Raw genomic sequence first — 14,403 nt, forward strand, 5'->3', positions numbered from 1 at the left:
GTGTAGATCTCTGATGTGGGGGTCTTGAATTGGGAGGAAATACGATGAAAAAGTTCGCTTCCGTATGTTTTGCTGCTGCCGCTGTTCTTGCCGCGACTGGCGTCAATGCCCAAACCATCAGCCCGACCGGCTCGTTTACTATTTCCGGTAGCGCTGTCATGCAGCAGTCAACGACTGCCAACTGCACCATTTCAGCTGCTGGAACCAATACTTCGACCGCCGGCACGATCACTTCGCGCAGCTTCCCGAGCGGCACCTTCGGTCTCTGTGGGCCTCTGGGCCTGGTTCAGCCCTATGGCGCCTGGAGCTTCCGCGTGGCGCCGGGCCAGACCAATAAGATCTATCTGAAGGTCGGCGCCAATACCGTCCTGAACAAGCCCTGCTACGGCGAAGTCCTGGTCGACTGGGATAATGCCACCAGTAAGGCGACGTTCAACAACAACGTGCTTCCGGCGGTCAACGCTGGCGATCCCAGCTGCACGCTTGTTTCTGGTGGCGTGATCATCAGCGCAGCCCGGACCATCAGCTAATCCTGTTTGGCCGTCAGAAACCTCCGGGTTTCTGACGGCCATTTGCCTCCCCCTGGCGGCGGGGTGTCTTTGATTACTCTCGACGGCGTTAGTAAAACCTATTCGGAACACGCCTCGATAACGGTTCTCGAGGGCGTGAGTTTTCGCGTGTCTGCAGGGTGTTTCGCCGCTCTGGTCGGCCCGTCCGGGTCCGGAAAGAGCACGTTGATGAACCTGATCGGACTTCTGGATCGGCCCGACAGCGGGCAGATATTTCTGGACGGTCTGTTGATCGGCGATTTGGGGCCGAGCGAGGCGGCGCGTCTCCGGAATAGGTTGATCGGCTTCGTTTTTCAGTCGTTTCATCTGTTGCCGAGGTTGTCGGCCTGGGAGAACGTTAGCCTACCCTTGCTTCATCGTGGCGTTGGCCGTGTTGAACGCCGGGCCCGGTCTCTAGCCATGCTGGAGCGGGTCGGTCTGGCTGACCGCGCCTACCACAGGCCTGAGCAAATGTCGGGCGGTCAGAGGCAGCGTGTAGCGATCGCCCGCGCCCTGGTCGGCGAGCCAAAGTTGGTCCTAGCTGACGAGCCGACGGGCAATCTGGACAGCACGACCAGCGCCCAGGTGTTGGCCCTGTTAAGGGGGCTCAGCCGTGATTTGGGCGTGACCATCCTCATGGTGACGCATGATCGAGAAGCAGCCAGTCTCTGCGACATGCTTATAGAAATTCGGGACGGTCGTGTGCTTCCCGAGCGGGGCGTGTGATGGGCCACGAAGGCGTACGCTTGCCGGAACTGGCGTTGGAGGCCTTCGCCAATCTGCGGGGTCAGGGCCGGCGTTCGGTATTGGCTCTTCTTGGGGTCGTGATCGGTTCTGCGGCCATTGTTGCGCTATTGAACGTCGCCCACATCGCCCAGGCTGCGGCCCTGGAAAACTTTCGACAGACCGGCGTGGATATGCTGCTGGTTCGGGTTCAGGGCGGTGATGATGACGCCTTAGCCGTCGGTGATCTGACGGCCTTGGTCGATGAAGATCCTGATGCTGTTCTGGTTGCGCCCTTCGCTTCCCTGGCGGCCAGCATCAGCATGGGTCCCCAGGTTCAGATCGCTCAGGCCGGAGCGGTGACACCGGTGATGAACTCTGTTCTGGGCTTGTCGGCCGCTGAAGGCAGGTTGTTGCGCGAGATCGATGATTGCGTTGGGGTGACGGTTCTTGGCCAGAAATTGGCCCAGGGGCTATCGGCTCCCGGCGCGGCGGCAGGGCCGGGGGGGCTGGTCTATATAGGCGGATACGGGTTCACAGTTGTCGGCGTGCTGGAGCCCGTCCCTCTGCAGGCGCTCAGTCCGCTCGACTATGACAATACCGCTTTGATCCCTCTGGGTTGCGCGCGGCGGATCATGCCCAATGACGGTGCGAGCGGAGCCCTGATCAGGTTGAAGCCCGACGTGGACACGAGCGCTGCTGTGGCTCGCTATACCGCGGCGCTTTCGACGCCCGATGCATCGGTGCAGGTTCAGGACGCCAAGGCCATGATCGAGGCGATGAAAAAGCAAATGGCCATGCTGAGCGGCGTGCTGGTTGCTATCGGCTCGATTTCTCTGCTGGTTGGCGGCGTCGGGGTTATGAACGTCATGCTGATGGCGGTGATGGAACGGCGGCGTGAAATCGGGCTTAGGGCGGCGATCGGCGCCACGCCAGGCGAGATCCGCATGATGTTCCTCATCGAAGCCGGCATTCTAGCGTTGGGCGGCGGGCTGCTGGGGGACGTGTTGGGATTGGCGTTGACCTGGCTGGTCACCTTGTTCACCCCGTTTGACTTCGCCGTCAGCTGGGCCGTTCTATTCCTGGGGGCGGGCGTAGCGGTCGTGGTGGGGCTGGTCTTTGGCCTCTACCCCGCCATTGCGGCGTCGCGCATTCAACCGATCGAGGCTCTACGTGGGGATTAGAGTTCTGTTGTGTCTGGGCGCGTCGAGTATTCTGGCGTTTGCGGCAACGGACGCTCGGTCGCAGGCGACGCCCAGTCCGATTTCACCTGTGAGGGTGCCCCCTGTCACGCCCGTTCCGGCCGGCGTGCCGCTGGAGCTGACGCTGGACGAGGCCGTCGCCCTAGCCTTGCGCTATAACCGAGGCATTCGATCTGCCTATCTGCAGCGGGTAGTTGAGCGTTTCGACTTGCGTGTGGCCGAACGTGCTTTCGTGCCGCGAGGCGAGATCGGCGTCGAAGTGGTGCAGCGCCGCCGGGACGACGAGACCCGCGGCGAGACGGTCATCAGCCCTTCGGCGACCTGGCGCACGCCTTTGGGGGGAGTGATCGAGTTCGTCTGGGCGCGCGCAGACCCTTTGAAGGGCGGCGGTTCGGAATATGAAACGGCGGGGATCAGTCTGAACCAACCTCTGCTCCGGGGGGCTGGGGTGGCCGTCAACATGGCCCCCGTTCGCATCGCCCGCCTACAGGAAGAGATCAATCGTTTGCAGTTGGAGGCGACGGTCGCCGGGACCGTCAGTTCCGTCATCATCTCCTATCGGGGCCTGATCCAGGCGCAGGAGCAGGTCAGGCTTGCGGAAGAGTCGCTGGCGCGCACGCGAGCCCTGCTGGAGACCAACCGGGCCTTGATCGAGGCGGGCCGCATGGCCGAGTCGGATATCGTCCAGACCGAGTCCGGCGTGGCCAATCAGGAGGTCGCCGTGCTGCAAGCGCGACAGCAGGTGGTTTCGGCCCAACTCGGGCTATTGCAGCTTCTGGCCCTAGCCTCCCGCACCAATGTCGTGGCTGTCGAGCCGGCGACGGCGGGGCGGGTCGAGGTTGACCTGGAGAGCGCCATGGATACGGCGTTTGCCTCGCGCATCGACCTCCTGGCGCAGCGTAAGTCGCTGGAGCAGATGCGTCAGTCCATGATTGTGGCGCGCAATCAACGGCTTTGGGATGTGTCCCTGGTAGCTTCGGCGACGCGCGATGATGGTCCACGCTTTTACGATGGCTTTCGGGAAACCGACACGACAGTTGGGCTGCGGCTGAACATTCCAATAGGCGATCTGTCCAGACGACAGAGTTGGCTCGCGGCCGAGACCGGGATGCAGACCGCTGAGCTGGCCTTTGAAGAACTGAAGCAGTCGGTGGAAAGTCAGGTTCTGGAGGCGGTCCAGTCGGTCGAGGCCAGTTGGCGTCAAGTGGAGGCGGCACGGCGCGCGCGGGCCCTGTCCGAACGGGCGCTTGAAATCGGTCAGGAGCGACTGCGCTTCGGCCGGGCCTCGAATTTTGAGGTTCTGTCCTTGCAGGCTGATCTGCGAGCGGCTGACGCTCAGCAGCTATCGGCCAATATCGCCTATCTCAATGCGCTGACGGCGCTGGACCAACAAATTGGGAGCACGCTTGAGACATGGCGCATTTCCTTGAACGACTAGGTCGCGTGCCGTCACGACGGTGGCTTTATGCCGGACTTGTTGTTGTCCTCGGCGGAGGCTTGCTGCTGGGCATGACGCGGGCGGGCGGCAAGGCGAGCGAGGACGAGCCGACCGAACAGAGCGTGGTGGTGCAGCGGGCGCCCTTTGTCGTGTCAGCGAACTTTACGGGGCGGATCGCCCCCGGGGATCGGATTGACCTGATTGCGCCCTTCGACGCCGTGGCTCTGAGGGTGCCCTTTGCCTACGGCGATCAGGTCGAGGCGGGGCAGGTGTTGATCGAACTGGACCCTGCTGACGTCGATCGCAGCCGCGCCGAAGCTGAGAGCGCCTGGCTGAAGGCCGAGGAAGAGGCGATCAGGATGGAGAACTGGGGGCAGGGACCGGAAATGCGCCGCGCCTCTCGCGCCGTGATCGTGGCTGAAGACGAACTGAATGATCTGGAAGTGAAACTTGTGGAGACCAAGGCCTTGCTGGATCGCGGCCTTGTGCCGCGCAGCGAGTACGATGGCCTGCTGCAGCAGCTTCGGCAGCGCCAGACCAGCCTGACCGTGGCGCGTGAAGAGCAAGGTGAAACCGCGCGACGTGGTCAGGGCAGCGACCGCCGTATTGCTCTCTTGCAGCGGGAGGTGGCGCGTTCGCGCTATGCGTCGGCCGGCGCCGCCGCGGGGGCTTTCGTTCGCGCGGCTGAGGCCGGGATTCTTGTGCGGCCTGACAAGGGGGGAGAGAAGAGTGATCAGGGCGTCCATGCGGGAGGACGTGTTTCGAAGGGGCAGTTGCTGGGCGTTATCGCCAGCACAGGCGGCCTGGATGTGGTCTTTACCCTGGATGAGGCAGATCTGAACGCGGTTACGCCTGGCCAGAAGGCCGTGGTGACGGGGCCTGGCTTCAGCGGAGCGTCGTTGAACGGCGTCGTGACGGGGGTGGCTGGAGAGGCCGATGCTGCGGCCGGAACAGGCAAGGCCAGTTTTTCGGCGCGCATCCGTCTGGACCCGCTATCCGATGCTGATGCTCGCAATGTGCGCATCGGAATGACCGCCAATATCGCAGTCGTCGCCTATGAAAATCTATCGGCGCTGACGGTGCCACCCCTGGCGGTCCAGGGGGCTGCGCCGCAAGCCTGGGTGATGGCGCAATCGCCGGGCGAAACTCAACCCCGGCGTCGTGCGATCGGGCTGGGACGGGTCGGGCCAGATGGCGCGGAGGTCCTGTCGGGCCTCAAACCCGGTGATCGGGTGTTCTGGACCCTGCCGCCGCAAGCATAAAGTCGGGGCCTAGCCTGTCAGGATGTCGGCGGCTTCCGGGTGGCGTTGGGCCAGGCGAGAGGCCCAGTCGGCCGCTTTGGCCCTGAGTCTGCGGGCGTCCTTGGGGCGCGCTAGCACCAGTTTGGCCGCTTCGCGGTGCGCGGGCCAGTCCATGAGCAGACGCATGGCCGCCTCGAAATCGGGATGGACTGCGGCGTGGGCGAAGGCTCGGTCGAGGGCCTCGACGTCGTCGAAGTCGGGCAGGCGGGCCAGATAGTCACGCAGGGGCTGGGCCGCCAGGTCGCGCTCGAACAGGCCCCAGCGCAGGGCCTGAGCTTCCTCGCGCCGACCCTCGGCATCCAACACGTCGATGGAAGCAGCTTCCCATGCTGATGTCAGTCGAGGAGCGCGGTCCGCGAGCGGCGCCAAGGTTCCGCGTTGGGCGGTGGGGGCGGGCGAGAGCGCTGCCTCGAGAGCGGCGCGGGCCTCGGAGGTTCGGCCGGCGACCAGAAGGCGCCGCGCGATGTCGGCGGCTGTGTCGGACGTCCTGGCTTGCTCGGGGGAAAAGAAGGACAGCCAGAGATCGAGGTCCTGCGCGCGGTCGGCCAGGTTGCACACCAGATGGCGTCCGGTGGGGGTGTTGATGCTCGCGGCGTCGAGGCTGTCGAGAAGTTGACGGGCGAGGCCAGGCCGGACTGCATCGCCGGCGGCGGCGATCCAGCGGCCGTAATCGACTGGGCGACGACGCAGGGCGTCGGCAAGTTCGCGCACGGCGTTCGAGGGCGCTGTTTCGGCGAGGGCGAACAGGTCGGGCGCGGCGCCTTCGAAGGTCGCCGCCAACTCGCCCTTGGCGTCTTTCACGCGGGCGGCGAGGCCGGGATAGAGGTCGAACCAGCGGACAAGGGCGGCCAGGGCTTCGGCCGGGGCGTCCGGCGCCAAGCGGTCGCTGATCATGCGCCGGTGGGCCTGTAGATCATCGATCAACTCGCCCCGCTTGCGCCATGAGACGCGTGTTCGAGCGGCGGCGAGCGCCGTCAGCCGCTTGTCGATTTCCAAGGCCAGGAGCGCAGGCCCGGCTTCTGCCGCGAGCTGAAGCCGAAGTCGGCGTTTGAAGTTGGCGTTGGCGTTTCCGGCTTCGATCAGGAGTTCCGCCAGGCGCGGTGCGCCGAGGTGGACCAGGTTGGCGGCGGAAAGCCGGGTCGAAATCCGTGATGGTCGCGCCATGTCTTCCTTCGATCAGGCCAGGGCGGCGCAGCGCCCGTGCTCCAGCGTAACATGGACGATCGCCTGCAGCCGAAGGCTACGACGACCCGCGTCGCAAACCGAGCAAATGAAATGAGGGGAAGGCCACCGGGGCAAAACTTAAGCTTGTTTGGGCTTAATGCCCCCGAGTGGCTCCGCGGGTAGGATTCGAACCTACGACCAGCCGATTAACAGTCGGCTGCTCTACCACTGAGCTACCGCGGAACGTCCCCTCGGGGGAGGCCGCTGTATAGCAACGCCTTTTTGATTCATGCAACGGGCAAATTGCAGAAAACGCCGAAATCTTTTCAGCGGCGTGCGCTAGAAGGTCGGACATGAATTTGATCCCCGTTTCCGATGCCGCCGATCTTCGAATTTCCGCCTTTAGAGATGTGAAGGAACGTGACCTGACCGGTCGCCAGGGTCTGTTCGTGGCGGAAGGGGAGGTGGTGCTGCGCGTGCTGGCTTCAGGAGCGTCGCGTTGCTCGCCGGCAGCGGTCCTGATCGCCGAGAAACGGTTGGAGGCGCTGCGCGACATGCTGGAACGCCTGCCGGAGGATGTGCCGGTCCATACCGCGCCGCAGGACGTGCTGGACGGGATCGCGGGGTTTCATCTGCACCGAGGCATCCTGGCGCTGGGTCGCAAGCCGGAGCCGCTAGGTCTTGCGGCCTTTCTGGACGGGTTGCCGGAACGCGCCGTGGTGGTCGGGGCCTGCGGCATCGGCAACCACGACAATATGGGCGGCCTGTTTCGCAATGCGGCGGCGTTCGGGGCGGCTGGGCTGCTGTTGGATGCGACCTGCTGCGATCCCTTCTATCGCAAGGCCATCCGGGTGTCGGTCGGGGCGGCGTTGCGGACGCCCTTTGTCGAGGGCGTGACGGCGGACGTCATGGTCGAGGCGCTGGAGGCGCGCGGATTCCAAGTTCTGGCCCTGACACCGTCGGCGGTCGAGACCCTGTCCGAACTGAACCCCGCGCCGCGCACAGCGATTCTGTTGGGATCGGAGGGGCCGGGCCTGTCGGCTGAAGTGATCGCGCGCTGCCGACCGCTGGCGATCCGCATGTCGGGGGGCTTTGATTCCCTGAATGTCGCGACGACCAGCGCCGTGGCGCTGCATCACCTGACGACTAGGGCGCTTTAGCGCCCCAGGGCGGGGAGGGAGTGGATTGTAAGATTAGCTCGCGATGGAGGCCTGACCGGGAATCGAACCCGGGTGCAAGGATTTGCAGTCCTCTGCGTCACCACTCCGCCATCAGGCCATCGCGTCACCCAAATGAGTGACCCGAACCATCGCGAGGGGCGTCAGCTATCAGATCGGATTGTCGGCTGCAACGCACGGACCTATAAGCGCCGCAGATTTTTCGCTTACGCCGACCCTAAGGACCCTGGAACCATGGATTTCGCCGCTGCACGCAAGGTCATGCTGGACTCGCAAGTCCGGGTGAACGACGTCACGGACCGCGACCTGCAGGCTGCTTTCGGCGCTGTCGAGCGCGAGCGATTCTGCGCCGCCGACCGCGCCTTCTCGGCCTATGCCGATATTGAGCCTGAAATCGCCGCGGATCGTCGCCTGATGTTGCCGCGCGACCTGGGCAAGCTGATGCAGGCGCTGGACGCCCGTGCGGGCGAAACGGCCCTGGCCCTGGCCGGCCCCTACGCCGCCGCCGTTCTGGCGCGCATGGGCCTGACGGTCACGGCCCAGGAATCGGACGCCGCCGTGTTCGAGGTGACGGGCGCCGCCCTGGCCGACGAAGGTGTTTCGACCGTGGTCGCGCCGCTGAACCAGCCGCACGGCGAGGGCTATGACCTGATCGTCAGCGAGGCCGCTGTGCCGGTGCGTCCCGAATCGTGGATCGCGGCCCTGCGTCCCGGCGGCCGTCTGGCCGTGGTCGAGCGCGCCGGTCCGATCGGCAAGGCCGTCCTCTATGTGCGCGGTCGCGAAGGCGTGTCGCGTCGTGAACTGTTCGACTGCGCCCCGCCGGTTCTGACGGAACTGATTCCCGCTCCGGCCTTCGCGCTTTAAGCGTGAGGGCGGCGCGACGGAGACGCGCGCTGGCTGCGTGAAAAAAACTTAACTGGCGCAGGGCGGGCAGAGCCTCCAACTACGCCATTCAGGCATTACGGGGCGCGCCGTCGGGGGCGTCAGGCAGGAATAGGTTCATGTTGAAACGCTCGCGCGCGCTGGCTTCGGTCGCTTTGATCACCCTCGCCATGGGAGCCGGCGCGGCTCCGACCGGGGCCGAAACCCTGCAAGAAGCGATCGGCCTGGCCTATCGCACCAATCCCACGCTGCTGGCTCAGCGCGCCAACCAGCGCGCCCTGGATGAGACCATCGTCCAGGCCCGCTCAGGCCTGCGCCCGACGATCAGCGCTTCGGCTGGCGTTGATTACAGCCGCGTGGACACGGACGCCCTGGGCGTGGTGGAAAGCGATGGCGCTACCGCTAGCATCAGCCTGTCGCAAAACATCTGGACGGCGGGCCGCACCGCGCGCGGCATCGACGCCGCCGAAGCCAATGTCCGCGCCGGCCGCGAAAACCTGCGCGAGGTCGAGCAGCAGGTGATGACCTCGGTCATCCAAGCCTATGCCGACGTGGTGCGCGACATGGAAATCCTGCGCATCCGCCAGGAGAACATCACCGTCCTGCGTCGCCAGTTGGATGAATCCAACGCTCGCTTCGAAGTGGGCGAGATCACTCGCACCGACGTCGCCCAGTCGGAAGCCCGTCTGGCCCAGTCGGACGCCGATCTGGCCAACGCCCAGGCGCAACTGTCGGTGTCGCGCGCGGCCTACGCCGCCGTGGTCGGCCAGGCGCCCGCCAATATGGCCGCGCTGCCGGTCCTGCCGGGCCTGCCGAATGATTTCGACGCCGCCCTGGACGTGGCCCTGGTCGAGAATCCGGGCGTGTTGGCAGCGAGCTATGCCCTGCAAGCCGCCGAGGCCAATGTGGCGGCGGCGCGGTCTGAATATCTGCCGTCGGCGCGCCTGTCGGCCTCTTACGGCGGCACGGCCAACGACCTGTCCGGCTTTGATCTGACGGATCGCACGGCCTTTACCGCCGGGGCCTCTGTTTCCGTGCCGCTGTTCACTGGCGGTCTGACGCGTTCGCGGGTGGCCCAGGCGCTGGAGCGCGCCAACGCCGCCCAGATCACCGTCGAGGGCGAGCGTCGCGGCGTGTTGCAGAGCGTCAGCTCGGCCTATGCCCAGACCGTCGCCGCCAAGTCGACCCTGTTGGCCGGCGAGCAAGCCGTTCGCGCCGCCTCGGTGGCCGCCGAGGGCGTGCGTCAGGAAGCCCAGGTCGGCCTGCGCACCACGCTCGACGTGCTGAACCAGGAGCTGGAACTGCGCTCGGCCCAGGTGACCCTGGCCAGCGCCCATCGCAATCAGTACGTGGCCCAGGCCCAACTGCTGGCCGCCATGGGCCGTCTGGGCGGACCGAATCTGGATGCGTCTATCGACGCCTATGACGCCGAGGACAACTACAACGCGGTGCGCAACCGTGGTGCTCTGCCGTGGGATGGCGTGGTCGAGACGCTGGATCGCGTCGCTTCGCCGACGATCACGCCGGCCGCCGACGTCGAGGACGCGCCGATCGACACCCAGCTGAAGAGCGAAATCGTCCGCACCGCCCCCAGCAATTGAGCCGGGGATTAGCCTGACAGGTAAAAACGCTCGTTGATTCCGACGGGCGTTGGTGCGACGACAGAGGTAAGGGGAGGGCGAGTCTGTTTGTCCGGCCCTGATCGTCGCGCGCCGCCCGGCGCCTGTCGGCGGTCCCACCAGGTTCAGCCCCGCTCGCCCAAGGTTCTGCCATGACCGACCAGACCGCCCAAGAACCGACGATGGAAGAGATTCTGGCGTCGATTCGCCGGATCATCTCTGAAGACGACGCCCCGGCTGAAACCGCCGCTGCGCCGGAGCCGGTCGCCGAGCTGGCGCCGGAGCCCGTGGCCGAGGCTGCGCCTTTGGTTGAAGAACCGGCGCCCGTCGAGGACGAGGTGCTGGAACTGACCGAGCGTTACGAAGCGCCAGCAACTGAGTCGATCGGTGATCTGGACGTGGCCGACGTGGCGCCGTTCCCCGCTGTCCAGCCTGAGCCGACGCCTGCGCCTGCCGCTGCGCCAGACTATGATTCCCTGGTCGGTGAAAGCGCCGCCGCCAGCGCCGCCTCGGCCTTCGCCGGCCTGGCCGCCACCTTCCAGAAGCCGGAAGCGCCCGTCGCCGCAGCGCAGGACATGCCTTTCGTCAGCGGCAATACGGTCGAGGCCATGGTTCAATCCATGCTGCGTCCGATGCTGAAGGATTGGCTGGACGCCAACCTGCCGGCTATCGTCGAGACCCAGGTACGCAAGGAAGTAGAACGCATCGCCCGCAACGCCGGCTAGCCCTTCGCTTCACCAGACACTAAGTCATTGAGGGCGGCTCCGGCGGGGCCGCCCTTTCGCATTTCAAGAAACCCACCCCTCATGCAGCGACGCACCGCGTGCGGAGCGGTAGGGACCTAAAGAGAAAACAATGCTCGAGAAGACTTTCGAACCCCAGGCCGCCGAACCGCGCCTCTACGCCCAGTGGGAAGAGAGCGGCCTGTTCGCCCCGCGCGCCGCCAAGGCCACGGACGGCGCCGCAGACGCCTATTCGATCGTCATTCCCCCGCCGAACGTGACGGGCTCGCTGCACATCGGCCACGCGCTGAACAATACACTTCAGGACATCCTGGCCCGCTATCACCGGATGAAGGGCAAGGCCGTGCTGTGGCTGCCAGGCACCGACCACGCGGGCATCGCCACCCAGATGGTGGTTGAGCGCCAACTGGCCGCCGCCGGCAATATCGGCCGCCGCGACATGGGCCGCGACGCCTTTGTCGACAAGGTGTGGGAATGGAAGGCGGAGTCGGGCGGCACCATCGTGCGCCAGCTGCGCCGCCTGGGTTCGTCCTGCGACTGGTCACGCGAACGCTTTACGCTGGACGAAGGGCTGAACGCCGCCGTCCGCAAGGTCTTCGTCAAGCTGCATCAGGACGGCCTGATCTATCGCGACAAGCGACTGGTGAACTGGGATCCGCACTTCCAGACCGCAATTTCCGACCTGGAGGTCGAACAGCGCGAGCAGGACGGCCACTACTGGCACTTCGCCTATCCGCTGGCCGACGGCTTCACCTATGAGCATCCGGTCGCCTTCGACGAAGACGGCAAGGCGACCGAGTTCGAGACGCGCGATTTTATCGTTGTCGCCACGACGCGCCCTGAAACCATGCTGGGCGACACCGGGATCGCGGTTCACCCTGAGGATGAGCGCTATAAGGTGCTGGTCGGCAAGGAAGTGATCCTGCCGATCACGGGCCGTCGTATCCCCATCGTCGCCGACGACTACGCCGATCCGACCAAGGGTTCGGGCGCGGTGAAGATCACCCCGGCGCATGATTTCAACGACTTCGGCGTCGGCAAACGCGCCGGTCTGGCCGCGCTGAACGTGATGGACGCCTTTGCGCGCATCACCAACGAGGACGTGCCGGAGATCCCCGCCGATCTGGTCGGTCTGGACCGCTTCGCCGCGCGCAAGGCCATCGTCGCTCGCGCCGAGGAAGAGAACTGGCTGCGCGAGATCGAGAAGACCAAGCACGTCGTCCCGCACGGCGACCGCTCGGGCGTGGTCATCGAGCCGTGGCTGACGGATCAATGGTACGTTGACGCCCACACCCTGGCCCAGCCAGCGCTGAAGGCGGTGGAGGACGGCGCGACCGTCTTCGAGCCCAAGAGCTATGAGAAAATCTACTTCGAATGGCTGCGCAACATCGAGCCCTGGTGCATCTCGCGTCAGCTGTGGTGGGGCCACCGCATTCCGGCCTGGTACGGCCCGAATGGCGAGATCTATGTCGCCGAGACGGAAGAGGACGCCCGCGAACAGGCGCTGGCCGACTATGATTCCGAAGTCGTCCTGACCCAGGACGAGGACGTTCTGGACACCTGGTTCAGCTCGGCCCTGTGGCCCTTCTCGACCATGGGCTGGCCGGAGAAGACCGAGGATCTGGAACGCTTCTATCCGACCAGCGATCTGGTGACGGCGGCGGACATCATCTTCTTCTGGGTCGCTCGGATGATGATGATGGGCCTGCACTTCATGGACGGCGAAGTGCCGTTCAAGCGCGTCATCATCAATGGTCTGGTCCGCGACGAGAAGGGCCAGAAGATGTCGAAGTCCAAGGGCAACGTCATCGATCCCTTGGGCATCATCGACGAACTGGGCGCCGACCCGCTGCGCTTCACCATGGCCATCCTGTCGGGCACGCGCGACATCAAGCTGTCGAAGCAGCGCATTGAAGGTTATCGCAATTTTGGCACCAAGCTATGGAACGCCGCGCGCTTCAGCCAGATGAACGAGGCCAAGCGCGTGGAGGGCTTTGATCCCGCCACCGTCGAGCAGACCATCAACCGCTGGATCCGCGGCGAACTGACCAAGGCCGAGCGCGCCGTGTCGGAAGCCATCGAGGGCGGGCGTTTCGACGACGCCGCCAGTGGTCTGTACCGCTTCGTCTGGAACGTCTTCTGCGACTGGTATCTGGAGCTGGCCAAGCCGGTGTTCAACGGCGCCGATGAAGCCGCCAAGGCCGAGACGCGGGCCATGACGGCCTGGACCATCGACCAGACGCTGAAGCTGCTGCATCCGGTCATGCCCTACATCACCGAAGAGCTGTGGGCCGAGCTGGGCAGGGAAGGTCCGGCGCGTGAAGGCTTGCTGATGGGCGCTGAATGGCCGGTGTTGCCGGACGCCTTCATCGACGCCTCGGCTGAGGCCGAGATCGGTTGGTTGGTCGATTTCGTTGGTGAAATCCGCGCCTTGCGGGCCGAGATGAACGTGCCGCCGTCGGCCAAGCCGCCGCTGGCCTTCGTCGCGCCTGACGCCGTGACGGCCGAGCGCATCGCGCGTCATCGCGACCTGCTGCTGACCCTGGGCCGCGTGTCGGAGATCAACTCCGTTGAGAGCGCGCCAGCAGGAGCCGTGACCTTCGTCTCGGGCGGCACGACGGCGGCGCTGTCGCTGGCTGGGATCATCGACCTGACTGCCGAACGCGCGCGTCTGGAGAAGGAGATCGCGGTCTTCGAGAGCGACATCGGCCACGTGAACAAGAAGCTGGGCAACCCCAACTTCGTGTCGCGCGCTGCGCCGGAAGTCGTGGACGAACAGCGCGCCAAGCTGGCCGAGGCCGAAGAGGGCAAGGTCAAGCTGCAGGCCGCCCTGGCGCGTCTGGATGCGATGGCCGGAGCGTGAGGACGGTCCGTCTGGATCAGCTTCTGGTCACGCGCGGCCTGGCCGAAAGCCGGGCCAAGGCCAAGGCCGCCGTCGAGGCGGGCGGCGTCACCGTGAACGGCGCACCCGCCAAGGCGGCCTCACAGGCGGTCAATGAAGACGCCGAGATCGGCTATGCCGCCGCCCACCGCTGGGTCGGGCGCGGGGCGCTGAAGCTGGAACGAGCGCTGGACCTGTGGCCGGTCGTGGTCGAGGGGCGGACGGTTCTGGACGTCGGCGCCTCGACCGGCGGCTTTACCGAAGTTTGCCTGGATCGCGGCGCGGCCAAGGTCTTCGCCGTGGACGTCGGCTTCGGTCAGATGCACCCGAAGGTCGCCGCCGATCCGCGCGTGGTCAATCTGGAACGGACGGACGCGCGCGAGCTGACGCCGGAGATCATCCCCGAGGCGCCGTCGCTGATCGTCTGCGACGCCAGCTTCATCGGCCTGTCGAAGGTGCTGCCCGCCGCCTTGGGTCTGGCCGCGCCGGACGCGGACCTGATCACCCTGGTCAAACCGCAGTTCGAGGGGGCGGGACCCAAGGATGCCGGCAAGAAGGGCGTGGTCAAGGACCCCGAGGCCCATACAGCGGCGGTCGAGGGCGTGCGGACCTGGCTGGAAAGCGTTGGCTGGTCCGTGCAGGAAACGGCGGAAAGCCCGATCACGGGCGGCGACGGCAACGTCGAGTTCCTGATGTGGGCCAAACGAACCTGACCCTGAAATTA

Annotated in this window: 12 protein-coding genes and 2 tRNA genes; 11 read left to right on the top strand and 3 right to left on the bottom strand. The window is 65.4% G+C overall.

Annotated features, from left to right (window positions below):
• Positions 1-44 precede the first annotated feature (44 nt).
• The 5 genes from CQ039_RS02205 (at position 45) to CQ039_RS02225 (ending at position 5,173) form a co-directional block, all read left to right on the top strand.
• Positions 45-530, top strand: coding sequence for a hypothetical protein (locus tag CQ039_RS02205; protein ID WP_146112086.1), 486 nt, complete (start codon positions 45-47; stop codon positions 528-530).
• Positions 531-665: 135 nt separating this feature from the next.
• Complete coding sequence (locus CQ039_RS02210; protein WP_369831539.1) at positions 666-1,274, top strand: ABC transporter ATP-binding protein; 609 nt, start codon at positions 666-668, stop codon at positions 1,272-1,274.
• Entirely contained in the window at positions 1,274-2,455 is a 1,182-nt protein-coding gene (locus tag CQ039_RS02215; RefSeq protein WP_105562315.1) for an ABC transporter permease, read from the top strand. The genes CQ039_RS02210 and CQ039_RS02215 overlap by 1 nt, the downstream gene beginning before the upstream one ends.
• Positions 2,391-3,911, top strand: a complete 1,521-nt coding sequence (locus CQ039_RS02220) for a TolC family protein (RefSeq protein WP_233190127.1) — start codon at positions 2,391-2,393, stop codon at positions 3,909-3,911. The genes CQ039_RS02215 and CQ039_RS02220 overlap by 65 nt, the downstream gene beginning before the upstream one ends.
• A 59-nt stretch (positions 3,912-3,970) precedes the next feature.
• Complete coding sequence (locus CQ039_RS02225) at positions 3,971-5,173, top strand: efflux RND transporter periplasmic adaptor subunit (protein ID WP_158255978.1); 1,203 nt, start codon at positions 3,971-3,973, stop codon at positions 5,171-5,173.
• Between the two features lie 9 nt (positions 5,174-5,182).
• Here CQ039_RS02225 and CQ039_RS02230 read toward each other — a convergent pair whose 3' ends face one another.
• A complete protein-coding gene (locus tag CQ039_RS02230) occupies positions 5,183-6,376 on the bottom strand; it encodes a DUF6880 family protein (protein WP_233190126.1) in 1,194 nt (397 codons plus the stop codon).
• Between the two features lie 168 nt (positions 6,377-6,544).
• Positions 6,545-6,619, bottom strand: a tRNA-Asn gene (locus tag CQ039_RS02235).
• Between the two features lie 110 nt (positions 6,620-6,729).
• Here CQ039_RS02235 and CQ039_RS02240 point away from each other — a divergent pair.
• Positions 6,730-7,536 carry an RNA methyltransferase gene (locus CQ039_RS02240; protein WP_105562312.1) on the top strand — a complete coding sequence of 269 codons (807 nt, stop codon included), beginning with the start codon at positions 6,730-6,732 and terminating at the stop codon, positions 7,534-7,536.
• A 44-nt stretch (positions 7,537-7,580) separates the two neighbouring features.
• Here CQ039_RS02240 and CQ039_RS02245 read toward each other — a convergent pair.
• Positions 7,581-7,654 (bottom strand) — tRNA-Cys (locus CQ039_RS02245).
• Positions 7,655-7,788: 134 nt separating this feature from the next.
• Here CQ039_RS02245 and CQ039_RS02250 point away from each other — a divergent pair.
• From CQ039_RS02250 to CQ039_RS02270, 5 genes are all read left to right on the top strand, one after another.
• The gene (locus CQ039_RS02250) at positions 7,789-8,418 is read left to right on the top strand and encodes a protein-L-isoaspartate O-methyltransferase (protein WP_105562311.1); all 630 of its coding nucleotides are present in this window, start codon (positions 7,789-7,791) and stop codon (positions 8,416-8,418) included.
• Between the two features lie 137 nt (positions 8,419-8,555).
• The gene (locus tag CQ039_RS02255; RefSeq protein WP_199183539.1) at positions 8,556-10,037 is read left to right on the top strand and encodes a TolC family outer membrane protein; all 1,482 of its coding nucleotides are present in this window, start codon (positions 8,556-8,558) and stop codon (positions 10,035-10,037) included.
• 170 nt (positions 10,038-10,207) lie between these two features.
• The gene (locus CQ039_RS02260) at positions 10,208-10,780 is read left to right on the top strand and encodes a DUF2497 domain-containing protein (RefSeq protein WP_105562310.1); all 573 of its coding nucleotides are present in this window, start codon (positions 10,208-10,210) and stop codon (positions 10,778-10,780) included.
• A 130-nt stretch (positions 10,781-10,910) separates the two neighbouring features.
• A complete protein-coding gene (locus tag CQ039_RS02265) occupies positions 10,911-13,661 on the top strand; it encodes a valine--tRNA ligase (RefSeq protein WP_105562309.1) in 2,751 nt (916 codons plus the stop codon).
• Positions 13,658-14,392 (top strand): TlyA family RNA methyltransferase, encoded by a 735-nt coding sequence (locus CQ039_RS02270; protein ID WP_105562308.1) that lies wholly within the window; start codon positions 13,658-13,660, stop codon positions 14,390-14,392. The genes CQ039_RS02265 and CQ039_RS02270 overlap by 4 nt, the downstream gene beginning before the upstream one ends.
• Positions 14,393-14,403: the final 11 nt, after the last annotated feature.

It is taken from the genome of Brevundimonas sp. MYb52, from assembly GCF_002979535.1.
Lineage (GTDB): Bacteria > Pseudomonadota > Alphaproteobacteria > Caulobacterales > Caulobacteraceae > Brevundimonas.

Bases quoted from the DNA above. Each gene is read 5' to 3' on its own strand.
- CQ039_RS02260 (WP_105562310.1), top strand. From the start codon at position 10,208: ATGACCGACCAGACCGCCCAAGAACCGACGATGGAAGAGATTCTGGCG.
- CQ039_RS02215 (WP_105562315.1), top strand. From the start codon at position 1,274: ATGGGCCACGAAGGCGTACGCTTGCCGGAACTGGCGTTGGAGGCCTTC.
- CQ039_RS02255 (WP_199183539.1), top strand. From the start codon at position 8,556: ATGTTGAAACGCTCGCGCGCGCTGGCTTCGGTCGCTTTGATCACCCTC.
- CQ039_RS02250 (WP_105562311.1), top strand. From the start codon at position 7,789: ATGGATTTCGCCGCTGCACGCAAGGTCATGCTGGACTCGCAAGTCCGG.
- CQ039_RS02265 (WP_105562309.1), top strand. From the start codon at position 10,911: ATGCTCGAGAAGACTTTCGAACCCCAGGCCGCCGAACCGCGCCTCTAC.
- CQ039_RS02240 (WP_105562312.1), top strand. From the start codon at position 6,730: ATGAATTTGATCCCCGTTTCCGATGCCGCCGATCTTCGAATTTCCGCC.
- CQ039_RS02205 (WP_146112086.1), top strand. From the start codon at position 45: ATGAAAAAGTTCGCTTCCGTATGTTTTGCTGCTGCCGCTGTTCTTGCC.
- CQ039_RS02230 (WP_233190126.1), bottom strand. From the start codon at position 6,376: ATGGCGCGACCATCACGGATTTCGACCCGGCTTTCCGCCGCCAACCTG.